The following is a 22,191-nucleotide window of genomic DNA, read 5'->3' as shown; positions in this document are numbered from 1 at the left end:
ACAATGTCCGGACTCATCGAAGCTCTCGTTTACATCATCCAGACCCTCGGCAGCCTCTATCTGCTGGTGGTACTGCTGCGCTTCATCCTGCAGCTGGTGCGTGCCGACTTCTACAACCCGCTGAGCCAGTTCATCGTCAAGGCCACCCAGCCTCTGCTGACACCGCTGCGCCGCATCATTCCGGGCTTTGCCGGGCTGGATCTGGCATCGCTGGTGCTGGCCATCCTGGTGCAACTGCTGCTGATGGTGATCACCCTGACCCTGATCGGCTACAACGCCACCGGCTTCATCCCGCAACTACTGGTCTGGTCCGTGATCGGCGTGACCTCGCTGTTTCTCAAGGTGTTCTTTTTCGCCCTGATCATCAGCGTGATCCTCTCCTGGGTCGCCCCTGGCAGCTATAACCCGGGAGCACAACTGGTGCAGCAGATCTGCGAGCCGCTGCTGGCCCCCTTCCGCCGGCTGCTGCCGAACATGGGCGGGCTGGATATTTCGCCGATCTTTGCCTTCATTACCCTCAACCTGATCGACCGTTTCGTCATCGGCAGTCTGGCCAGCTCCACCGGCCTGCCCTCGGTCCTCAGCCCCTTCCTCTGAACATGAGTTTCTACCGCTGGGACGGAGAGGATCTGCTCCTCGACTGCCACCTGCAGCCCAAGGCGAGCAAGGACGAGTTCGCCGGGCTGCACGGCGAACGCCTAAAAATCCGCCTCACCGCCCCACCCGTGGAAGGTAAGGCCAATGCCCAGCTGCAGGCTTTCCTGGCCAAGGCCTTCGGCGTAGCCAAGAGCCAGGTAAGCCTGGAAAGCGGCGAGCTTAACCGACAGAAGCGTCTGCGCATCCGCTCGCCCGGCTGCCTGCCGCCAATCCCTGGCCTGCAGCACCCCTGACGACCGTTCGTTCGTCATCCTCGACCATGAGGCGGATCAGTACCAAGGGCCAATTGACGCCCCAGCCAAACAGCGCATAATCCGGCGGATTCCCCGTCCGCCGCGCGGCACGGCGGCACAGCCAGCAACTCTGACGGAGACAGTCAGCCTCCGTGAGACCTTGCCGACAACAAGGAGAACCAGGATGAGCATGGAACGACTCAGCCAGCAGGTCGACGCCTACGTGGCCTGGAAGCGCGGGCTGATGCGCGAGATCACGCGCTATCGCAGCTGGCTGGAGCACAACCGGCTCAGCTCCGAGGCAGTACAAGCCAAACTTGAGCGCGCTCTGCGAGTGCTACGCACCGACCAGATCACCCTGGCTTTTGTTGGCGAGTTCTCCCGCGGCAAGACCGAGCTGATCAACAGCCTGTTCTTCTCCGGCTACGGGCAGCGCATGCTGCCCTCTCAGGCCGGCCGCACCACCATGTGCCCCACCGAGCTGTTCTTCGATCCCGCGTCGGAACGCCCCTACGTGCGTCTGCTGCCGATCGAGACCCGCACAGCTTCGGCCAGCATCGCCCAGTTCAAGCGCATCCCCAGACACTGGGTGAACATCCCTCTGGACCCCGGCGACCCGGCCAACATGGCACTGGCCTTCCAGCAGGTGACCAGAACCAAGGCCATGGCAGTGGAGGAAGCAATTCAGCTCGGCTTCCACCCGGACATGCTTGAAAGCACGGATCAGTCCGGCCAGGTGCTGGTGCCGGCCTGGCGCCACGCCATGGTCAACTTCGACCATCCACTGCTGCGCCAGGGCCTGCGTATTCTCGACACCCCTGGCCTGAACGCCCTCGGCAGCGAGCCAGAACTGACCCTGTCGATGCTGCCCAGCGCCCAGGCAATCGTCTTCCTGCTGGCCGCGGACACCGGTGTGACCGCCAGTGACATGGACATCTGGCAGCAGCATATCCGTCAACTCGGTGATGACGAACAGACCAGCCTGTTCGCCGTACTGAACAAAATCGACGTGCTATGGGACGATCTGGCCGGCGAAGCCTTCGTGGGAGAGGCCATCAGCCGCATACAGAGCAGCACCGCCAGGCTGCTCGGTATCAGCGAACAGGATGTACTGCCGCTTTCAGCCAAGCAGGCGCTGCTGGCCAAGATCTCTCTGGACGAAACACTGCTGGCCCGCAGCCAACTGGTCGAACTGGAACGACTCCTGTGCGAACGCATCGTCGCGCAGAAGGAGCGACTGATCGAGGAACAGGTGGTGCGGCAGACATTGAACCTGCTGAGCAATAGCCAGCACGTACTGAATCTGCGCCTGGAACGAGTCGACGAACAGCTTGCGCTGCTCGGCAACCACCAGCACGACAGCGGCCAGTTGCTGCTTGAGCTGACCGCCAAGACCCGTGACGATCACAGCCTGCACCACAAGCGCCTGCTCGGACTGAAGACCAACCAGCGCCTGCTTCAGCGCCGGGGCGAATTGCTATGCCAGGCCGTGCGCGCAGAACGCCTCGAAGAACACCTGGTGCAGGTGCGCCGTAACCTCACCGGAAGCTGGACCACCCTTGGCATCAACCAGGCAATCCTCGACTTCTTCCACGCCATAGAAGTGGATATGCATCACCTGCAGCATGAAGCCGAGATGGCCAACAAAATGGTCGCGGCCATCTACCATAGGCACAACGAGGACAACCCGCTGGGCTCCATCGATGCCCCGCAGTTCAATATCCAGCGCCACCTGAAGGAACTGAAGGCACTGCAGGCCAAGGGCGATCAGTTCCGCCTGCAGCTCAAGACTCTGCTCACCGAACAGCGCAGCCTGACCCGGCGCTTCTTCGCCACCCTGGCTCAGGAAGTGATCGCCCTGCACAAACGCCTGCGCCAGGACGCCGAGCACTGGGCTGCCGATGCCCTGATGCCACTGATGCAGCAGACCCTTGAACACAAGCAGATGCTGGAAACCCACATGCTACGCCTCAAATCGCTGGCCCAGGAGAATCGCCAGACCCGCCAGCGAAGTGAGCAACTGGCGCGCTACCGGCAACAACTGGAACAACAACTGGCCCAGGCCGCAGAAATGCTGCGCATACTACGCCGCCCGGCACCGGTACAACGCCAGGGCAAGATTGTCAGCCTGCCGGCAGCGGCGCGTTTGCAGTAGACGCCAGGAACCTGTCTCGCCGGGGACAGGCCATCGTGGGACTGATCCGGCCTCACCCGTACCAACCTCATCCACCACTTGCGGCATGTCCGCTTGCCGCTGCCTGCCCCTCTCTTTAGACTGGCGGACTCCTCCGTTTCATTAGCAGCGCATCCATGCCCACTGCCTTTCCCGAAGATTCCGTCGGCCTGGTCAGCCCCCAGGTGTTCCGCTTCAGCGAGCCGCTGGCGCTGGCCTGTGGTCGTAGCCTGGCCGACTACGAACTGATTGTCGAAACCTACGGCGAATTGAATGCCGCGCGCAGCAACGCGGTGCTGATCTGTCATGCCCTGTCCGGCCACCATCATGCCGCCGGCTACCACAACCCTGATGATCGAAAACCCGGCTGGTGGGATAGCTGCATCGGCCCGGGCAAACCCATCGACACCCGCAAGTTTTTCGTCGTCAGCCTCAACAACCTCGGCGGCTGCAACGGCTCCACTGGCCCGAGCAGTATCAACCCGGCCACCGGCAAACCCTACGGCGCCGACTTTCCGGTAATGACCGTGGAAGACTGGGTGCACAGCCAGGCCCGCCTGGCCGATGCTCTGGGCATCGAGCAGTGGGCCGCGGTGGTCGGCGGCAGCCTTGGCGGCATGCAAGCCATGCAGTGGACCATCAGCTACCCCGAGCGCGTGCGTCACTGCCTGGCCATCGCTTCGGCGCCGAAGCTGTCGGCGCAGAACATCGCCTTCAACGAGGTGGCGCGCCAGGCGATCCTCACGGATCCGGAGTTCCACGGCGGACACTTCCACGACCGCGGCGTGGTTCCCAAGCGCGGCCTGATGCTGGCGCGCATGGTCGGTCACATCACCTACCTGTCGGACGATGCCATGGGCCAGAAATTCGGCCGCGAGCTGAAGACCGACAAGCTCAACTATGACTTCCACAGTGTCGAGTTTCAGGTGGAAAGCTACCTGCGCTACCAGGGCGAGGAGTTCTCCGGACGTTTCGACGCCAATACCTATCTGCTGATGACCAAGGCTCTGGACTACTTCGACCCGGCCGCTGCCCATGGTGGTGATCTGGCCAAGACCCTGTCAGTGGCCTCAGCGGACTTCTGCCTGATGTCCTTTACCACCGACTGGCGTTTCTCCCCCGCCCGCTCGCGGGAAATCGTCGATGCCCTGATGGCGGCGAAGAAAAACGTCTGCTACCTGGAGATCGACGCACCACAGGGCCACGATGCCTTCCTCATGCCGATCCCGCGCTATCTGCAGGCCTTCGGCAGCTACATGAAACGGATCGAGGTGTGAGCATGCGAGCGGATCTGGAAATCATCCAGGACTGGATTGCCCCGGGCAGCCGCGTGCTCGACCTGGGCTGCGGCGACGGCGAACTGCTGGCCTGGTTGCGCGACAACAAGCAGGTCTCCGGCTACGGTCTGGAGATCGACCCGGACAAGATCGCCCTGTGCATCGAGCGCGGCGTCAACGTCATCGAACAGAACCTCGACCTGGGCCTGGGCAACTTCGCCAGCAACAGCTTCGACGTGGTGGTCATGACCCAGTCGCTGCAGGCGCTGCACTATCCGGACAAGGTACTGGCCGAGATGCTGCGGGTGGGCCGGACCTGCATCATCACCTTTCCCAACTTCGGCCACTGGCGCTGCCGCTGGTATCTGACCACCAAGGGTCGTATGCCCGTATCGGATTTCCTGCCCTACACCTGGTACAACACGCCGAACATCCACTTCTGCACCTTCGAGGATTTCGAGCGTCTGTGCCATGAACAGGGGGCCCGGGTGGAAGAGCGCCTGGCAGTGGATCGCGACCACCGCCATGGCTTCGGCAGCCGCCTGTGGCCCAACCTGCTGGGCGAAATCGGCATCTACCGTATCAGCGGCGCCGACCTGCCCGCCCACCGTGTCGCGGTCTGACCCGAGGAGAACATCATGCGTCGCATCATCCCCTTCCTGATCGCCCTTTGCCTGGCCCTGCCGGCCGCCGCCGAACGCAAACAGAGCTTCGGCGAGCTGGACATACACTACAGCGTCTTCAACTCCGGCTTTATCCAGCCGGATATCGCCGCAGCCGCCGGACTGACCCGCAGCAAGACGCTCGGCGTGATCAACGTCGCCGTGCTCAAGACAGGCAAGCCCAGCACCGCGGTGGTTGGTGGCGAGGTCAAGGATCTGCTGGGCAAGAGCACGGCGCTGAATTTCCGCCAGGTACGCGAAGGCGAAGCCATCTACTACCTGGCGCAGTTCCCGTTCAAGACCCGCGAAGTGCTGAGCTTTACCCTTGACGTACGCCAGGGCGACACCCCGCACCGCATCACCTTCAACCAGGAAATGTTCCCCGATGAATGATTTCAAGGAACTGGTACTGGCCAGCCACAATGTCGGCAAGCTCAAGGAGCTGCAGGCCATGCTCGGCGACGCCGTACGCGTGCGCTCGATCGGCGAGTTCAGCCAGGTCGAACCGGAAGAAACCGGCCTGTCGTTCGTCGAGAATGCCATCCTCAAGGCGCGCAACGCTGCACGCATCTCCGGCCTGCCGGCCCTGGCCGATGACTCCGGCCTGGCAGTTGACTTCCTCGGCGGCGCGCCGGGCATCTACTCTGCGCGTTATGCCGACGGCCAGGGCGATGCAGCGAACAATGCCAAGCTGCTCCAGGCTCTCAAGGACGTGCCCGACGAGCAGCGCGACGCGAAGTTCGTCTGCGCCCTGGCACTGGTGCGACATGCCGACGACCCCCTGCCGATCCTCTGCGAGGGCCTGTGGCACGGGCGCATCCTGCACGAGGCCCGTGGCGAACACGGCTTCGGTTACGACCCGCTGTTCTGGGTACCGGAAACCCAGTGTTCCAGCGCCGAGCTGCCGGCCGAGCAGAAGAACCGCCTGAGCCACCGTGCCCGCGCCATGGCCCTGCTCAAGCAGCGCCTGGAGCTGGCATGAGCAATACCGCTGGCGGGAGTTTCCTGCTCCCGCCCCTGGCGCTGTACATCCACATTCCGTGGTGCGTGCGCAAATGCCCCTACTGCGATTTCAACTCCCATGCCGCCGGACCGGTGCTGCCCGAGGACGAATACGTCAGCGCCCTGCTCGACGACCTCGACACTGATCTGCCGCTGGTCCATGGCCGGCCGCTGGTATCGATCTTCTTCGGCGGCGGCACGCCCAGCCTGTTTTCCGATCGAGCCCTTGGCCGTCTGCTCGAAGGTGTGGAACGGCGCATTCCATTCGCAGCAGATATCGAGATCACCCTGGAGGCCAATCCGGGTACCTTTGAGCAGGCCAAGTTCAAGGGATACCGTGCACTGGGTATCAATCGCCTGTCCATTGGCGTGCAGAGCTTCCAGCATGACAAGCTCAAGGCGCTGGGACGCATCCACAACGGCGACGAGGCAATCCGCGCCGCCGACATGGCACGCGCCGCCGGCTTCGACAACTTCAACCTCGACCTGATGCACGGCCTGCCCGGACAGACTATCGAGGATGCCCTGTTCGACCTGCGCACGGCCATCAGCCAGGGGCCGACCCACCTGTCCTGGTACCAGCTGACCATGGAACCGAACACGGTGTTCTGGAGCCAGCCGCCGGAGTTACCCGAGGACGATCTGCTGTGGGAAATCCAGGAAGCCGGCCAGGCGCTGCTCGCCGCCGAGGGCTACGCCCAGTACGAAGTGTCCGCCTACGCCCGCCCTGGCCGTCAGGCACGGCACAACCTCAACTACTGGACGTTCGGCGACTTCCTCGGTATCGGCGCCGGCGCCCACGCCAAGCTGAGCAGTCCGGAGGGAAGCATCCTGCGCAGTTGGAAAACCCGCCTGCCGAAGGACTATCTCGATCCGGCCAAGTCCTACCGGGCAGGTGAACGACTGCTTACCCCAGACGAATTGCCGTTTGAATTTCTGATCAATGCGCTGCGTCTCAATGAAGGCGTGCCGGCGCAAATGTTCAGCCAGCGTACCGGTCTTCCGCTGCAGGTACTGGATACAGCGCGCCAGGCAGCCGAACAGCGCCGCCTGCTGCACCCTGACCCGTTGCACCTGCAGGCCACGCCCGAGGGACAGTTGTTCCTCAACGACCTGCTGCAGCACTTCCTGAGCTGACCCTGCGTCTATCTGCGCAACGACAGGATAGCTAGTCTTGCACCCTGCAAGCTGGCAAATGCCAGCCCTCGCACACAGGCCGTGGCGAATCCGGTAGTCTATGACGCCTGAAATCTGCAGCCCATGCTACATGGCTGCGGCTGTTCCCGGGCGTCCTCACAAGGAGCTTCAATGGATTTGCTACTGGATCTGATCGTCACCCTGTCGCGCTGGAGCCGCAGTCATCTTGGCGATATTTCCCTGGCCATCATGGCTACTCTGCTGGTGCTGTTCGGTCCGCTGATCAATGCCTGGGTACAACGCACCATCGGCAACCTGAACTTCGTCCTGCGCACCCTGTTATTCGTGATCTTCTGCGCGGTGGGCTACGGCCTGGCCATCGTGTTCCTCACGCCCTGGCTGGCCAAGGGCCTGGCGCACTTCAACAACTTCACCCTGGCGCCAGTGCTGATCCTTATCTTCGTGGTCATCGGCATCCTTGCCGACCGTAACTAGGGCGCAATCCCCCGGCGCACCCAGCCACCAAAGCCAAGCATGGCACGCGGCCGCGCAGCGACCAGGCAAGCCGAGCGCGGACGCTTGTGTCCAGAGACTAGAACGGCTTGATCGCTACCTTCAGCACACCGTCGCGCTGATTGGCGAACAAGTCATAGGCCGCAACGATGTCATCCAGAGGATATTGGTGAGTGACCAGCGGGCCGAGATCGATACGACCGGAAGACACCACGCCAAGCAGACGACGCATCCTCTCCTTGCCGCCCGGGCACAGCGAGGTGACGATGCGATGATCACCCAGCCCGGCGTGAAAGGCGCCCAGCGGGATGGTCAGATCACTGGAGTACACGCCCAGACTGGATAGCGTGCCGCCCGGTTTGAGCACCCGCAGCGCCTGCTCGAAGGTACTCTGCAGGCCCAGCGCCTCAATGGAGGCATCCACCCCGCGACCGCCGGTGAGTTTGAGGATTTCTTCCACCACGTCCACTTCGCGGAAGTTCAGAGTGACATCAGCACCCAACTGGCGGGCAATGCCAAGGCGCTCGTCAACGCCATCGATGGCAATGATTGTGCTGGCTCCGCGCAGCTTGGCCCCGGCAGTAGCGCACAAGCCAATCGGCCCCTGAGCGAACACTGCCACCACATCACCAATCCTGATATTGGCCGCCTCTGCCCCGGCAAAGCCGGTGGACATGATATCCGGGCACATCAGTACCTGTTCGTCGCTCAACCCGTCCGGCACTGGTGCCAGGTTGGCCTGGGCATCAGGCACCAGTACGTATTCGGCCTGAGTACCGTCAATGCTGTTGCCGAAGCGCCAGCCGCCCATGGGCTTATAGCCATGGCACTGACAGCCGCCATCCTGCGCCGGATAGCCGTCCTGACAGGCATAGGAGGTAAAGCTGGGGCAGATGGCGCCGGCGATGACCCGCTGGCCCTCCTGGTAGCCCTGCACATTGCTGCCCAGCTTCTCGATGATCCCTACCGGCTCATGACCAACGGTCAACCCCCTGGCCACCGGATACTCACCCTTGAGGATATGCACGTCCGTGCCACAAATTGTCGTGGTGGTAATGCGCACCAACGCATCATTGGGGCCAACCGGCGGGATCGGCTTGTCCACCAGCTCGATCCGCCCCGGCTCGATAAACACCGCTGCCTTCATCAAACTCACTGCCCTGCCCTCCTGATAGCCAAACCCGGACAGCTCAATCTAACTCAGTCTGCAGCGCAGTCATTGTCATGGATCAAGCCTTGCGCCGGCCCTCTTACTTGCCCTCACGGCGCAACGCCTGCGGCGTGAAATCGCGCGGACTCAGGTTGGCATTGAAGTCGTATATCGGCTCGTTGTTGTCCAACCCGTCGACGAAATAGCGGCCGCCCTTGAGGTCGTAGATGGCCTCTAGCGTGGAGCCAAACATCGGCACCTCGTAGTAACTGATCGAGTGGGCCTCCTGCAGGCCGATCAGCTTGCCGGCGCGGTCGTACAGGTCGACGGCGAGGATTTGCCAGCTGTCTTCGTCCAGATAAAAGCGACGCTTGCCGTAGGGGTGACTGAAGCCTTTGCGCAATTCGGCCTCCACCACCCAGACACGGTGTAGCTCGTAGCGCAGCAGCTCGGGATTGAGGTGTTTACCGAGCAGGATGTCGGCATAGGGGACACCCTGCTGATGCAGCGCGTAGCTGTTATAGGGCACCAGCATCTCGCGCTTGCCCTGCAACGTCCATTCGTAGCGATCCGGTGCACCGTTGTAGGAGTCCACCTGATCCGCCGTGGCCATGCCGTTGGTGTCGGGCTGCAGAGTATCGTAGGCAAGCATCGGCAGACGCCGCACGCGGCGCTCGCCACGGTTGAAGCGCCAGGCCTTGCGGATCGCCAGCACCTGATCGATTGTCTCCTGCACCACCAGAGCCGAACCGGCCAGCTTGGCCGGTGCCACCACCTTGTACTTGTAATAGAACAGGGTGTTGTCCAGATCCTGTGGAGTCACGCCATCCCGCCCATAGAGGAAGTAGACATCACGCTCAAGTTTGAGCAGGTTGTAGCTGCCGTTGGCGAGCACCGCCGCTTGGTTGGTGACCATGCTGATCTGGTCGCCTCGGTAGCGCATGATATGGTTCCAGATGGCTTCCTGGCCGTTCTGAGGAATCGGGAAAGGCACCCCGGAAGCCACTCCCTGCACCCCGTTGCCCCCCGAAATCAGCTCGGCATGGAGCGCATTGAAGCGCGTGGCATCGTAGATGCGCTGCGGTGCCGCGGCGCTGCGCCGAGTCGGAAAGACCTTCAGGTAAAAGTCCGGATACTGCTCCAGCAGAGCCTTGAGACCGAACGGCAGTTGCTGTTCATGCTGAACCAGGTTACCGGCATCAACCCGATAGAGCAGTTGATCGTCGGCAAAGGGATCCGGGTGGTGCATGCCGACCTGATAACCGGGCGGCGGCGTCGTCAGACCTCCGTCCCAGGCCGGAATAGTGCCGCTGGCGTTACCTGAACGCTCGCCTCCCAGCGGCATCAAATCCTGTCCCAGGCGGGCCGCCTGGCTGGCATCGACCTTGGCCTGGGCCGGCAGAACCAGGGCACTAAGCAGCAGAATGGAAACCGATCTCAACACAATGCTCTCCTTGCGGCCCCCTGACGGCGGCCCGCTTATCTCCACACGCCTGACCGACGTGCTTATCTTTGTTGTGTTTGCGGTGAGGTGCCTTCCTGGCCCGTCGGGTTTTCCCGATCTGGTTGTCTATCCTGTCGGTTCTAGTTATCAGCTTAGTCGCTATGCCGCCTGCAGGACGGCTGCAAGTATCAGACGTGGTCTCTGATCAATCCTCGCGCTGGAACTTGAGATCCCATACACCATGACCCAGTCGTTCGCCGCGACGCTCGAACTTGGTCACCGGACGCTCCTGCGGGCGCGGGACATAGGTGCCGTCGGCAGAGAGATTGCGATAGCCGGGCGCGGCGTTCATAACCTCAAGCATGTGCTCGGCGTAGTTCTCCCAGTCAGTCGCCATGTGCAGCACGCCACCCACTTTCAGCTTACGCCGCACCAGCTCGGCGAAGACCGGCTGCACGATGCGCCGCTTGTGGTGCCGCGCCTTGTGCCAGGGATCCGGAAAGAACAGCAGCACACGGTCAAGGCTGGCGTCCGCCACACAGTTGCGCAGCACCTCTAGCGCATCGCAACTGTACACGCGGATATTGTTCAGGCCCTGCGCCATCGCCCCGTTGAGCAGGGCACCAACTCCCGGCTTGTGCACCTCGACGCCGATAAAGTCGTGCTCCGGCGCGGCAGCGGCCATCTCCAGGGTCGAGTGTCCCATGCCGAAACCGATCTCAAAGGTCCGCGATGCGCTGCGACCGAATACCTGGTCAAAATCACGCAGGCCGTCCTCCAGCTCCAGGCCAAACAACGGCCAACCCTTGTCGAGGCCGCGTTGCTGGGCCTCGGTCATGCGCCCGGCGCGCATCACGAAACTCTTGATAGTACGGCGCTGGCGACCGTCTGCGGTCAGTTCGGGCTGTTGTGTGTCAGTCATGCTGTGCTCTTGAGATTGCTTGCAGTTGCGCCAATACGGTCACCGGCGGACAGGCGCTGCCAATCGCCGGCGTCGGCTTAGCCAATCAGGCCATCGAGCGGCGAAGAAGCTGTGGCGTAGAGTTTCTTCGGCATACGCCCGGCCAGGTAGGCCAGGCGCCCGGCCTCGACTGCATGCTTCATGGCGCGGGCCATCAGGATCGGATCCTGCGCATGGGCAATGGCGCTGTTGAGCAACACCGCCTCGCAGCCCAGCTCCATGGCGATGGTGGCGTCGGAGGCGGTGCCCACCCCTGCATCGACCAGTACCGGAACCTTGGCCTCTTCGAGGATGATGCGCAGGTTATACGGGTTGCAAATGCCCAGACCCGAGCCAATCAGGCCGGCCAGCGGCATCACCGCGATGCAGCCGATTTCCGCCAACTGGCGGGCGATGATGGGATCGTCACTGGTGTAGACCATCACGTCAAAGCCATCCTTTACCAGTATCTCGGCCGCCTTGATGGTCTCGATGACGTTGGGAAACAGAGTCTTCTGGTCAGCCAGCACTTCCAGCTTCACCAGGTTGTGGCCATCCAGCAGTTCGCGAGCCAAACGGCAGGTTCGCACGGCCTCACTGGCGTCGTAGCAACCGGCTGTGTTGGGCAGGATGGTGTATTGCTCGGGGCTGATGACATCGAGCAGGTTTGGCTCGTCCGGGTTCTGCCCGATATTGGTACGACGCACAGCCACGGTGACGATCTCGGCACCAGAGGCCGCGATGGCGTCACGGGTTTCGTCCATGTCGCGATACTTGCCGGTACCGACCAGCAGGCGCGACTGGAAGGTACGACCGGCCAGGGTAAAGGGCTTGTCGTTGCGAACTTGGCTCATGGGAAACTCCTCAAAGGGATCAACCGCCGCCGATGGCGTGTACCACTTCCACCTGATCGCCTTCGGCGAGCTGAGTACTGGCGTGCTGGCTACGCGGAACAATGTCCAGGTTGAGCTCTACCGCCACCCGGCGGCCGGCCAGATCGAGGCGACTCAACAACTCCGCGACGGTCTGCTGCTCGGGCAGCTCAAAGGGTTCACCATTCAACAGAATGCGCATGACGGCTCGGTCACAACTAGAAAAAGGGCCAGCATTCTAGCCCGTTAACTGATCATGACCAAGGTAAAATGGCGCCATTCATCCTCATTTCTGACGCCACGGTCAGCTCATTTTCCACGCCGCCAGCCCCAGGCACAGCCAGCCCAGCATGAAGGCCACTCCTCCTATAGGAGTAATCAGTCCCAACTTGCCAAGCCCACTGAGTGTCAGCACATACAGGCTGCCCGAGAACAGCAGAATTCCAACGGCGAACGCCGTGCCGGCCAGATTGATCAGTCGACTCGGAGCATGCAGCGCCAGCAAAGCGACACCAAACAGGGCCAGTGCATGAATCAGCTGGTAGTGGGTGCCGGTTTGAAATACCGCCAGGTATTCGGCACTCAGGCGGTGCTTCAGGCCGTGGGCGGCAAAGGCCCCCAGGGCAACACCGGACAACCCGGCCAGAGCAGACAGCAACAACCAGAAACGTGCCATGAAGCCTCCTATAACAGTTGATCGGAGGCAGTTTACTCATCGTCACAGTCCGAGTAACGGTCGTATTGTCACTGGGACGCTTCAGGCGGGGATGTTCCGCACACCCCGACATTTTTTGTTCTAATTAGCCACCACCTCCGGACTGCGAGACACCATGCTGCGCTCCCTGCCCCGCCGCCTGCTGAAACTGCTGCTCTGGCTGATGCTGAGCAGCGCCCTTCTGGTGCTTGCCCTGCGCTGGCTGCCGCCACCCGCCACGGCGCTGATGCTCGAGCGCAAGATCGAGTCCTGGAGCAGCGGCCAGTCGCTGTCTCTCAAGCGCCAGTGGCGTCCCTGGCAGGAGTTGCCGGACTCGTTGAAGATGGCGGTAATCGCCGGCGAGGATCAGAAATTCGCCGAGCACTGGGGCTTTGACGTGCAAGCCATCCGTGCAGCACTGGCGCACAACCAGAGCGGTGGCTCGCTGCGCGGTGCCAGCACACTGAGCCAGCAGGTAGCCAAAAACCTGTTCCTCTGGTCCGGCCGCAGTTGGCTGCGCAAGGGACTGGAAGCCTGGTTCACCAGCCTGATCGAGCTGCTCTGGTCGAAGGAACGCATCCTTGAGGTCTACCTCAACAGCGTCGAATGGGGCGACGGCATCTTTGGCGCCGAAGCGGCCGCACAGCACCACTTCGGCATTGGCGCGCCTTACCTCAATACCCAGCAGGCCAGCCAGTTGGCCGCCGTACTGCCCAACCCACACCGCTGGAGCGCCGGCCGCCCGGATGCCTACGTACAGCGCCGCGCAGGCTGGATCCGCCAGCAGATTCGTCAGCTCGGTGGCAGCGATTACCTCAACCGACTGAAACCGCAGACATCCGGCTAGTTGCCGCAAGACCGGCAGGGCGGCTGAGCAAGCCCCAGGCGATCAGCGACTGCCCGCTGAAATAGCAACTGACGATGATCAGCGTCGAATGTTCAAAGGGCATCACGAACTTGTTCAGACCTATCAGAGAATCCGCCAGCACGAACAGCATCGCCCCCAGCCAGAGCGCACCCGGACGCGTCTCCACCCGACCGGCACAAATCGCCATGACCAGCAGGCAGGCCAGATAGAGACCGACAGCCAGCTCCAGCCCCTGTGCTGCCGGCACCATCCAGACTGCCAGCAGCAATCCATAGACCAGCACCGGGACACTGCGTGACCAATGCCAGCGGCCACCTCGACTGAGCAGGAAAAAACCCACGGCAAAGGCGATCTGGTTGACCAGAAAAGCCAGCAGCGCCTGGATGAACAGGCCGTCCCGATTACCGTAGTCGAGAAAAAAATCTCCTGCCGACGCAGCCCCAAAGCCCAGCCCCAGACAGGCGCCTGCCGCTCCTCCCAGATGGCGCCAGACCAACACGGCGTAGATCAGCATCGGGGTCATCTTCAGCAACCAGCTCAGCGGATAGGGTTGCAGCGCGATCAGCAGGATATAGGCCAGACCCAGCAGCACAGCCAGGCCATAGAGTGGTCGCGTCATGACGATTTCCTCGCAGTGACAAAGACTCCGAATAGAGTCATCTGAGCTGCGATCATGCCCCGCGGCAATAGACTCCGAAATCCCCGTTTACACAGCGTAACCGCCGGTTTTTCGGCCATTTCGGCCGCCCTGAGGCTCGACGCCCGACATAAAAAAGCCGCATTTCCATGCGGCTTTTTCAGTGATGCTCAGCTCAGGCAGCCATACAACCCTTGAGCTTGTTCATCGCGTTTTTCTCCAGCTGTCGGATACGCTCGGCAGAAACGTTGTACTTGGCCGCCAGGTCATGCAGCGTGGCTTTTTCCTCGGCCAGCCAGCGCTGGTAGAGGATGTCACGGCTACGTTCGTCGAGGGTTTCCAGCGCCTCATGCAGGTTGCTGCTGGAGCTGTCACTCCAGTCGGCGTCCTCAAGCTGGCGGGCGGGGTCGTAACGATGATCTTCCAGATAATGGGCCGGCGCCTGGAAAGCACTGTCGTCATCGGCGTCGCTGGCCGGGTCAAAGGCCATGTCCTGACCAGTCAGACGGCTTTCCATCTCGCGCACTTCGTGCGGCTCAACACCCAGGCTTTCGGCCACGGCGGTGACTTCGTCGTTGTTCAGCCAGGCCAGACGCTTCTTCTGGCTGCGCAGATTGAAGAACAGCTTGCGCTGGGCCTTGGTGGTAGCCACCTTGACGATGCGCCAGTTCTTCAGGATGAACTCGTGAATTTCCGCCCGGATCCAGTGCACCGCAAAAGACACCAGGCGCACGCCCATTTCCGGATTGAAGCGCTTGACCGCCTTCATCAGGCCGACGTTGCCTTCCTGGATCAGATCAGCCTGCGACAGGCCATAACCCGAATAGCTACGCGCGATGTGTACCACGAAGCGCAGGTGAGCCAGCACCATCTGCCGGGCGGCCTCAAGATCTTGGTGATAGTAGAGATTTTCGGCCAGTTCACGCTCCTGCTCGGCCGTCAGCAGCGGAATGCTGTTTACGGCATGCACGTATGCTTCCAGGTTGGCACCAGGAACCAGAGCATGAACAGGCTGCAAGGAAGTGGACATTCGAATCCTCCGATTCACAAAACTCATGCAGTTAAGCACTGCACTATCTGACGCCGAGACTGTGGATAAGTTCCGTGTCAGACAGTAGACCCCAATCAATACAAGGGTTTGCGGTACACCTTCGACCGACTGCCGTGCGCTTTTAGCGCGGCGCCAGTTCACTCAGGTGCCGGGCCACCGCCAGCCAGGCTCCAATATAGCCCAACAACACGGCGCCAAGCAGCAGGTAAAAGCCGTCGGCTGACGGCACTCCACCAAGAGCGAAGTCACTGCCGTACAAACCTGCCAAACGTACTACAGCATCGTTCAGCCAATCCAGTCCGAATGCCAGCAGCAGCCAGGCAAATATGCCGGCACCGAAGCCATAGAGCGCCCCCATGTAAAGGAAGGGGCGGCGCACGTAGCCGTCGGTACCACCGACCAGCTTGATCACCTCAATCTCCGCACGCCGGTTCTCGATATGCAGGCGAATGGTATTGCCGATTACCAGCAGCAGGGCCAGAACCAGCAGCACGCTCAGGCCGAAGACGAAACGGTCGCCCAGCTTGAGAATGGCCGTCAGACGCTCCACCCAGACCAGATCAAGCTGGGCCTGCTCCACCTTGGGCAGTTCTGCCAGGCGCTGGCGCAAGGACTCCAGCTTGGCCTTGTCAACTTCCCTGGGAGTGACCAGCACTACGCCGGGCAGCGGGTTCTCCGGCAGTTCCTTGAGCGCCTGGCCAAGGCCGGACAGTTGCTGAAACTCATCCAGCGCCTGCTCGCGACTGATCCAATCGACTGCAGCGACATCATCCATCGCCGCGATCTGTTCACTGAGTGCCTGACCATCACGGTCGTTGGCGGAAAGCTCGAGAAACAGGGAAATCTGCGCCGCGCGCTGCCAGGATCCCCCCAGCCGCTCGATGTTGTCCAGCAGCAGCGACAGCCCCATCGGCAGGCTCAGCGCCACCGCCATCACCAGGCAGGTGAAGAAGCTGCCAACCGGCTGGCGACCCAGCCGACGCAGGCTATCCACCAGACTGGCACGGTGGCTTTCCAACCAGGCATGAAACAGCGTGCGGAAATCCGGGTCATCCGCCGGACGATCCACCACCTTGTTGCGCGGCGCCGCGCCGACCCGCTCGGCCGGTTGCGGCGTGGGCATCTTCGATGCGCTCATCAGGCAGCCTCCCCGTCACCGATCAGGCGACCGCGTTGCAGGGTGAGCATGCGCTGACGCATGCGTGCGATCAGCGCCAGGTCGTGGCTGGCGATCAGCACCGTGGTGCCCAGCTGATTGATGTCCTCGAACACGCCCATGATCTCGGCGGCCAGGCGCGGGTCGAGGTTACCGGTTGGCTCGTCCGCCAGCAGCAGGGCCGGACGATGGACGATGGCGCGCGCGATGCCGACGCGCTGCTGCTGCCCGGTGGACAGGTCGCCCGGCGCCTGCGCAGCCTTGTCGCTCAGGCTGACACGCTCCAGCGCTGCGCCGACGCGCTTGGCGATTTCCGGCTTGGACAAGCCGAGAATCTGCAGCGGCAAAGCGACGTTGTCGTAGACGCTGCGATCAAACAGCAACTGGTGGTTCTGGAACACCACACCGATCTGCCGGCGCAGGAAGGGAATCTGCGCCGTAGTAATGGTCGAAAGATCCTGCCCGGCCAGCAGCAGCTTGCCGCTGGTGGGACGTTCCATGGCCAGCAGCAGGCGCAACAGCGTGCTCTTACCGGCACCGGAGTGTCCGGTGACGAAGAGAAATTCGCCGGGGCGAACGCGGAAAGTCAGCTCGTGCAGCCCGACATGGCCATTGGGATAACGCTTGGCGACCTGCTCGAATCGGATCATCCGCGCTCACGCTCCTCGAAGAGTGCCTGGACGAAAGCCTGCGCCTCGAACGGGCGCAGGTCATCGATGCCCTCGCCCACGCCGATGTAGCGAATCGGCAGGCCGAACTGCTTGGCCAGGGCGAAGATGACACCGCCCTTAGCGGTGCCGTCGAGTTTGGTCAGCGCCAGGCCGGTGAGGTTCACCGTCTGGTTGAACTGCTTGGCCTGGCTGATGGCGTTCTGCCCGGTGCCGGCGTCGAGCACCAGCAGCACTTCGTGCGGAGCCGTCTCGTCCAGCTTGCCGATCACCCGACGGACCTTCTTCAGCTCTTCCATCAGGTTGTCCTTGGTGTGCAGGCGCCCGGCGGTATCGGCGATCAGCACATCGATGCCACGGGACTTGGCAGCCTGCACCGCGTCGAAGATCACCGAGGCCGAATCGGCGCCGGTGTGCTGCGCGATGACCGCGATGTTGTTGCGCTCGCCCCAGACCTGTAGCTGTTCCACGGCCGCGGCGCGGAAGGTATCGCCGGCGGCGAGCATGACCTTCTTGCCGTCTTGCTGCAGCTTCTTGGCCAGCTTGCCGATGGTGGTGGTCTTGCCGACACCATTGACGCCCACAACGAGAATTACATAAGGCTGCCTGGAAGTATCAATGACCAGTGGCTGTTCGACAGGCTTGAGCAGGGTCACCAGCTCTTCCTGCAGCGCCTTGTACAGTGCGCCGCTATCGGCCAGTTCCTTGCGCGCCACGCGCTTGGTCAGGTTGCCGATGATCGCGGTAGTGGCCTCAACGCCAACGTCGGCGGTGAGCAGACGGGTTTCCAACTCGTCGAGCAGGTCGTCATCAATGGCCTTCTTGCCGAGGAACAGGCTGGCCATACCCTCGCCGATGCTGGCGCTGGTCTTCGACAGGCTCTGCTTGAGGCGAGCGAAAAAGCTGGGCTTCTCCTGAGTGGCAGGCGCAGCCGGTGCCGGCGGCGACTCCGGCTCCACCGGCTGAGCCGGGAGGGCATCCGGGACAGGCGCCTGTACCTCGGCCTGCACGGGCTCGCCAGTCACTTCGGTTGGAGGCTCTGCGGCCAGTACAGGCTCGGGCACTACGCTGACAGACTCGACACTCTCAACGGGTGTTTCCACTGCCGGCTGCTCGACCTGCTCCGGCTCTGTCGGCGCAGCCGTGGCAGGCTTCTTGCGCCACCAACTGAACAGAGACTTCTTTTCTTCGGTCACTGGCGCGTTCTGTGGGCCGGCCTCGGCCGGCGACTTCTTGTCGTCGTTGGAACCAAACATGGGTCGCTTGCATCTCAAATGGGCGCTCGTTACAGGCTGCAAAGCCTTGACCAGCCACCCCGGAAAAGGATGGGGTATCCTAGCACCTCTTCGCCCGCCGGCGGTACGACCGCCCGGCTCATCCGACAGGTCAGACTTTCGATGAATGCCATTGCCCGCCGAACCTTCGGCCTGCTTCTCGGCGCACTTTGCGTGCCGTTGGTAGCGCTTGCCGCCCCTGCTCAACCCACCCACGAATTCAGCCTGGACAATGGCCTGAAGGTCATAGTCCGCGAAGATCACCGCGCCCCGGTAGTGGTCTCCCAGCTCTGGTACAAGGTCGGTTCCAGCTACGAGACGCCCGGTTCCACCGGTCTGTCCCACGCCCTCGAACACATGATGTTCAAGGGCAGCCGCAAGTTCGGCCCCGGTGAAGCCTCGCGCATCCTGCGTGAGCTGGGTGCCGAGGAAAACGCCTTCACCAGCGACGACTACACCGCCTACTATCAGGTTCTGGCCCGCGACCGCCTGGACGTAGCCCTGGAGCTGGAGGCCGACCGCCTGGCCGCCCTGCAACTACCGGCCGACGAGTTCGCCCGTGAAATCGAGGTCATCAAGGAAGAGCGTCGTCTGCGCACTGATGATCGTCCGGCCTCACTGGCCTACGAACGCTTCAAGGCGATGGCCTACCCGGCCAGCGGCTACGGCATTCCCACCATTGGCTGGATGGCCGACCTCGAACGCATGGATATCGAGGATCTGCGTGCCTGGTACCAGAAGTGGTACGCGCCGAACAACGCCACCCTGGTGATCGTCGGCGACGTCACTGCCGACGAGGTCCGCACCCAGGTTCAGCGCCACTTCGGCGACATTCCGCGCCGCACGGTACCGCCGGCCAAGCTGCCACTGGAACTTCCGGCAGCGGGCGAACGGCGCACCACACTCTATCTCAAGACTCAACTGCCAAGCCTGCTGATGGGCTTCAACGTGCCCGGTCTGGCCACCAGCGAAACGCCACGCCAGGTCTACGCCCTGCGCCTGGCCGCGGCCCTGCTCGATGGTGGTTACAGCGCACGCCTGTCCGCACGCCTGGAACGCGGCGAGGAACTGGTGTCCGGCGCCAGCGCCTGGTACAACGCCTTCACCCGTGGCGACAGCCTGTTCGTCCTCTCGGCGACGCCCAACGTGCAGAAGGGCAGAACCCTGGAAGAGGCCGAAGCCGGCCTCTGGCGCGAGCTGCGGGCACTGCAGCAAACGCCGCCCTCTGCCGAGGAACTGGCCCGTGTGCGCGCCCAGGTCATCGCCGGCCTGGTCTACGAACGTGACTCCATCACCAGCCAGGCCACCAGCATCGGCATGCTGGAAACCGTCGGTCTGTCCTGGCGCCTGAGCGACCAGGAACTGACCGAACTGGAGGCCGTCACCCCGGCCGACATTCAGCAGGCTGCCCGCACCTTTTTTGTCCGCGACCGCCTGAGTGTCGCCCATATTCTGCCCGAGGAGTCCCGTCATGAAGACTGAGCAACGCCGCCTGGGCCTGCTCGGCCTGGTTCTGTCCACTACCCTGGCGCTGGGCGCCTGCGCCAGTCTGTCCGACAGTGCAGTGACAGGCGATGCCGCCAAGCTGCAGTCGCTGGCTGCCCTCGACGACAAGGCGCCCACCCGCCGCACCCTGGATATCCAGACCTGGCAAACGGCCCAGGGCGCCAAGGTGCTGTTCGTCGAAGCTCATGAGCTGCCTATGTTCGACCTGCGCCTGACCTTCGCCGCCGGCAGCAGCCACGACGGTGACGTGCCAGGACTTGCCGCGTTGACCAACGCCATGCTCAACGAAGGGGTACCGGGCAAGGATGTCGGCGCCATTGCCGCCGGCTTCGAAAACCTTGGCGCCGAATTCGCCAACGGCGCCTATCGCGACATGGCCGTGGCCAGCCTGCGCAGCCTCAGTGCTCGCGAACAACGCGAACCGGCCATGGCGCTGTTCGCCGAGGTTCTGGGCAAGCCCACTTTCCCGGAGGATGCGCTGGCGCGGATCAAGAACCAGCTGCTGGCCGGCTTCGAGTACCAGAAGCAGAACCCAGGCAAGCTGGCCAGCCTGGAACTGTTCCGCCGGCTGTACGGTGAGCACCCCTATGCCCACCCCAGTGACGGTACCGAGCAGTCGGTTCCGGCCATCAGCCGCCAGCAGCTGCAGGCCTTCCATGCCCGCGCCTACACCGCCGGCAATGCGGTGATCGCTCTGGTCGGCGACCTCTCGCGCAACGAGGCCGAAGCCATCGCCGCCCAGATTTCCGCAGCCCTGCCCAAAGGCCCGGCACTGCCGAAGATCGCCCAGCCACAGACTCCCGCCCCTTCCAACAGCCATATCGAGTTTCCGTCCAACCAGACTCACCTGATGATTGCCCAACTCGGTATCGACCGCCGTGACCCGGACTACGCCGCGCTCTATCTGGGCAACCAGATCTTCGGTGGTGGCGGTTTCGGCACTCGACTGATGAGCGAGGTGCGCGAAAAGCGTGGCCTGACCTACGGTGTTTACTCCGGTTTCAGCGCCATGCAGGCGCGCGGCCCGTTCATGATCAACCTGCAGACCCGCGCCGAACTGAGCGAAGGCACCCTGGCACTGGTCAAGCAACTGCTGGCCGACTACCTGCGTGACGGCCCGACCCAGCAGGAGCTGGATAATGCCAAGCGCGAGCTGGCCGGCAGTTTCCCGCTGTCCACCGCCAGCAACGCCGATATCGTCGGACAACTTGCCTCGATGGGGTTCTATGATCTGCCGCTGAACTACCTGGACGACTTCATGCGCGATGTGCAGAACCTGACCGCCGAGCAGGTGAAAGCGGCGATGGCCAGACATCTGGCCCCCGAGGCTCTGGTGGTGGTCACCGCCGGCCCGACCGTGGCGCAACAGGAACTGCCGCCGCCCACCGAACGCCCGGCTGAACAGCCCTCGACGGTGCCACACTGATGCGTGCCCGTACACCGCCCAAAGGCCCGGCCGGAAAGCACGGCGGCCTGGGTCAGCTGCGCATCATCGGCGGTCAGTGGCGTTCACGACGCTTTACCTTCCCAGATGGCCCAGGCCTGCGCCCAACGCCGGACCGGGTACGCGAGACGCTGTTCAACTGGCTGGCGCCTTACATCGAAGGCGCCCACGTGCTCGACCCCTTCGCCGGTAGCGGCGCCCTGCTCCTTGAAGCGCTGTCGCGCGGAGCAGCCAGCGGCCTGGCCTGTGACCTCAACCCGGCATCGGTAGCCTCCCTGCGCGGACACCTGGCCACACTACGGTGCACCACTGGCGATGTCCGCCACGCCGATGCACTGCAACTGCTGGCTGGTCAGCCACTGCGCCAGTTCGATGTTGTCCTGCTCGACCCGCCATTCCACCAGAACCTGCTGCAGAGCGCCTGCCAACTGCTGGAAACCCAGGACTGGCTGGCTCCCGACGCCTGGATCTATACCGAGAGCGAAAGCGCACCTTCGAGCCTGGGACTGCCCGGCAACTGGCGCCTGCACCGCGAGAAACACACCGGTCAGGTGCATTACGCCCTGTGGCAACGCGGATGAAGGACTTAATCTACAGTCACTTGCCCTATCTGCTGCTGGGCAGCCTGGCGCTGGCGGTGCTGCTGCACGACCAGGAAATCGCTATCCGCCTGCTGCGGACGATTCCCCACGGCCCCGACACCAGCGTCACCCCGGGCCTGACCGGTCAGCGCATCGTCGCACTGCTGGTGCTGGCCTGGTGCGCCTGGCGCATACTGCGCAAGCCGAGGCGCTGAAAGCGGCGCCGGCGAACGCCTGAACTCCGTGACCGCC

Annotated in this window: 25 protein-coding genes; 14 read left to right on the top strand and 11 right to left on the bottom strand. The window is 62.8% G+C overall.

Features of this window, described 5'->3' with window-relative positions; translation table 11 throughout:
* Positions 1 to 3: 3 nt before the first annotated feature.
* The 9 genes from NCCP436_RS10100 (at position 4) to NCCP436_RS10060 (ending at position 7,636) form a co-directional block, all read left to right on the top strand.
* Entirely contained in the window at positions 4 to 597 is a 594-nt protein-coding gene (locus tag NCCP436_RS10100) for a YggT family protein (protein WP_220803866.1), read from the top strand.
* 2 nt (positions 598 to 599) lie between these two features.
* Positions 600 to 890 carry a DUF167 domain-containing protein gene (locus NCCP436_RS10095; protein ID WP_220803865.1) on the top strand — a complete coding sequence of 97 codons (291 nt, stop codon included), beginning with the start codon at positions 600 to 602 and terminating at the stop codon, positions 888 to 890.
* A 184-nt stretch (positions 891 to 1,074) separates the two neighbouring features.
* Positions 1,075 to 3,045, top strand: a complete 1,971-nt coding sequence (locus NCCP436_RS10090) for a dynamin-like GTPase family protein (RefSeq protein ID WP_220803864.1) — start codon at positions 1,075 to 1,077, stop codon at positions 3,043 to 3,045.
* A gap of 155 nt (positions 3,046 to 3,200) precedes the next feature.
* A complete protein-coding gene (locus tag NCCP436_RS10085) occupies positions 3,201 to 4,340 on the top strand; it encodes a homoserine O-acetyltransferase (protein WP_220803863.1) in 1,140 nt (379 codons plus the stop codon).
* A gap of 2 nt (positions 4,341 to 4,342) precedes the next feature.
* Entirely contained in the window at positions 4,343 to 4,963 is a 621-nt protein-coding gene (metW, locus tag NCCP436_RS10080) for a methionine biosynthesis protein MetW (RefSeq protein WP_220803862.1), read from the top strand.
* 15 nt (positions 4,964 to 4,978) lie between these two features.
* The gene (locus tag NCCP436_RS10075) at positions 4,979 to 5,395 is read left to right on the top strand and encodes a DUF4426 domain-containing protein (protein WP_220803861.1); all 417 of its coding nucleotides are present in this window, start codon (positions 4,979 to 4,981) and stop codon (positions 5,393 to 5,395) included.
* On the top strand, positions 5,388 to 5,984 hold the full coding sequence (gene rdgB, locus NCCP436_RS10070) for an RdgB/HAM1 family non-canonical purine NTP pyrophosphatase (protein WP_220803860.1): 597 nt from the start codon (positions 5,388 to 5,390) through the stop codon (positions 5,982 to 5,984). The genes NCCP436_RS10075 and rdgB overlap by 8 nt, the downstream gene beginning before the upstream one ends.
* Positions 5,981 to 7,141 (top strand): radical SAM family heme chaperone HemW, encoded by a 1,161-nt coding sequence (gene hemW / locus NCCP436_RS10065; RefSeq protein WP_220803859.1) that lies wholly within the window; start codon positions 5,981 to 5,983, stop codon positions 7,139 to 7,141. Before rdgB ends, hemW begins: the two co-directional genes overlap by 4 nt.
* Positions 7,142 to 7,312: 171 nt before the next feature.
* Complete coding sequence (locus tag NCCP436_RS10060; protein ID WP_220803858.1) at positions 7,313 to 7,636, top strand: DUF3392 domain-containing protein; 324 nt, start codon at positions 7,313 to 7,315, stop codon at positions 7,634 to 7,636.
* 97 nt (positions 7,637 to 7,733) lie between these two features.
* On the opposite strand, the gene NCCP436_RS10055 is transcribed toward NCCP436_RS10060, so the two are convergent.
* The 6 genes from NCCP436_RS10055 to NCCP436_RS10030 form a co-directional block, all read right to left on the bottom strand.
* On the bottom strand, positions 7,734 to 8,801 hold the full coding sequence (locus tag NCCP436_RS10055; RefSeq protein WP_220803900.1) for an NAD(P)-dependent alcohol dehydrogenase: 1,068 nt from the start codon (positions 8,799 to 8,801) through the stop codon (positions 7,734 to 7,736).
* Positions 8,802 to 8,904: 103 nt separating this feature from the next.
* Positions 8,905 to 10,248 (bottom strand): DUF1329 domain-containing protein, encoded by a 1,344-nt coding sequence (locus NCCP436_RS10050; RefSeq protein ID WP_220803857.1) that lies wholly within the window; start codon positions 10,246 to 10,248, stop codon positions 8,905 to 8,907.
* A 205-nt stretch (positions 10,249 to 10,453) separates the two neighbouring features.
* Positions 10,454 to 11,170, bottom strand: coding sequence for a tRNA (guanosine(46)-N7)-methyltransferase TrmB (gene trmB, locus NCCP436_RS10045; RefSeq protein WP_220803856.1), 717 nt, complete (start codon positions 11,168 to 11,170; stop codon positions 10,454 to 10,456).
* 77 nt (positions 11,171 to 11,247) lie between these two features.
* Complete coding sequence (locus NCCP436_RS10040; RefSeq protein ID WP_220803855.1) at positions 11,248 to 12,042, bottom strand: thiazole synthase; 795 nt, start codon at positions 12,040 to 12,042, stop codon at positions 11,248 to 11,250.
* A gap of 19 nt (positions 12,043 to 12,061) precedes the next feature.
* Positions 12,062 to 12,262, bottom strand: a complete 201-nt coding sequence (thiS, locus tag NCCP436_RS10035; protein WP_220803854.1) for a sulfur carrier protein ThiS — start codon at positions 12,260 to 12,262, stop codon at positions 12,062 to 12,064.
* A 102-nt stretch (positions 12,263 to 12,364) separates the two neighbouring features.
* Positions 12,365 to 12,736 (bottom strand): DUF423 domain-containing protein, encoded by a 372-nt coding sequence (locus NCCP436_RS10030; protein WP_220803853.1) that lies wholly within the window; start codon positions 12,734 to 12,736, stop codon positions 12,365 to 12,367.
* A gap of 154 nt (positions 12,737 to 12,890) precedes the next feature.
* Between NCCP436_RS10030 and mtgA the strand changes: the two genes are divergently transcribed.
* A complete protein-coding gene (mtgA, locus tag NCCP436_RS10025) occupies positions 12,891 to 13,601 on the top strand; it encodes a monofunctional biosynthetic peptidoglycan transglycosylase (protein ID WP_220803852.1) in 711 nt (236 codons plus the stop codon).
* Here the strand turns inward: mtgA and NCCP436_RS10020 are convergent.
* The 5 genes from NCCP436_RS10020 to ftsY form a co-directional block, all read right to left on the bottom strand.
* The gene (locus NCCP436_RS10020; RefSeq protein WP_220803851.1) at positions 13,570 to 14,241 is read right to left on the bottom strand and encodes a lysoplasmalogenase; all 672 of its coding nucleotides are present in this window, start codon (positions 14,239 to 14,241) and stop codon (positions 13,570 to 13,572) included. The two genes, mtgA and NCCP436_RS10020, sit on opposite strands and share 32 nt — an antisense overlap.
* Positions 14,242 to 14,434: 193 nt before the next feature.
* Entirely contained in the window at positions 14,435 to 15,289 is an 855-nt protein-coding gene (rpoH, locus tag NCCP436_RS10015) for an RNA polymerase sigma factor RpoH (protein ID WP_220803850.1), read from the bottom strand.
* A gap of 142 nt (positions 15,290 to 15,431) precedes the next feature.
* Positions 15,432 to 16,448, bottom strand: coding sequence for a permease-like cell division protein FtsX (gene ftsX, locus NCCP436_RS10010; protein WP_220803849.1), 1,017 nt, complete (start codon positions 16,446 to 16,448; stop codon positions 15,432 to 15,434).
* Positions 16,448 to 17,116: a cell division ATP-binding protein FtsE gene (gene ftsE / locus NCCP436_RS10005; RefSeq protein WP_220803848.1), complete on the bottom strand. Its 669-nt coding sequence runs from the start codon at positions 17,114 to 17,116 to the stop codon at positions 16,448 to 16,450. The genes ftsX and ftsE overlap by 1 nt, the downstream gene beginning before the upstream one ends.
* Positions 17,113 to 18,390, bottom strand: coding sequence for a signal recognition particle-docking protein FtsY (gene ftsY / locus NCCP436_RS10000; RefSeq protein ID WP_220803847.1), 1,278 nt, complete (start codon positions 18,388 to 18,390; stop codon positions 17,113 to 17,115). Before ftsY ends, ftsE begins: the two co-directional genes overlap by 4 nt.
* Positions 18,391 to 18,531: 141 nt before the next feature.
* On the opposite strand from ftsY, the gene NCCP436_RS09995 reads away from it, so the two are divergent.
* The 4 genes from NCCP436_RS09995 to NCCP436_RS09980 are packed head-to-tail and all read left to right on the top strand — an operon-like array spanning position 18,532 to position 22,154.
* Positions 18,532 to 19,890 carry a pitrilysin family protein gene (locus NCCP436_RS09995; protein WP_220803846.1) on the top strand — a complete coding sequence of 453 codons (1,359 nt, stop codon included), beginning with the start codon at positions 18,532 to 18,534 and terminating at the stop codon, positions 19,888 to 19,890.
* Positions 19,880 to 21,340 (top strand): pitrilysin family protein, encoded by a 1,461-nt coding sequence (locus NCCP436_RS09990; RefSeq protein WP_220803845.1) that lies wholly within the window; start codon positions 19,880 to 19,882, stop codon positions 21,338 to 21,340. Before NCCP436_RS09995 ends, NCCP436_RS09990 begins: the two co-directional genes overlap by 11 nt.
* Positions 21,340 to 21,939 carry a 16S rRNA (guanine(966)-N(2))-methyltransferase RsmD gene (gene rsmD / locus NCCP436_RS09985; protein ID WP_220803844.1) on the top strand — a complete coding sequence of 200 codons (600 nt, stop codon included), beginning with the start codon at positions 21,340 to 21,342 and terminating at the stop codon, positions 21,937 to 21,939. The genes NCCP436_RS09990 and rsmD overlap by 1 nt, the downstream gene beginning before the upstream one ends.
* Positions 21,936 to 22,154, top strand: coding sequence for a hypothetical protein (locus NCCP436_RS09980; protein WP_220803843.1), 219 nt, complete (start codon positions 21,936 to 21,938; stop codon positions 22,152 to 22,154). Before rsmD ends, NCCP436_RS09980 begins: the two co-directional genes overlap by 4 nt.
* The last annotated feature ends 37 nt before the right edge of the window (positions 22,155 to 22,191 follow it).

This window comes from Pseudomonas sp. NCCP-436, from assembly GCF_019656335.1.
GTDB lineage: Bacteria > Pseudomonadota > Gammaproteobacteria > Pseudomonadales > Pseudomonadaceae > Aquipseudomonas.
This window is presented reverse-complemented; position numbering and strand designations above follow the sequence as displayed.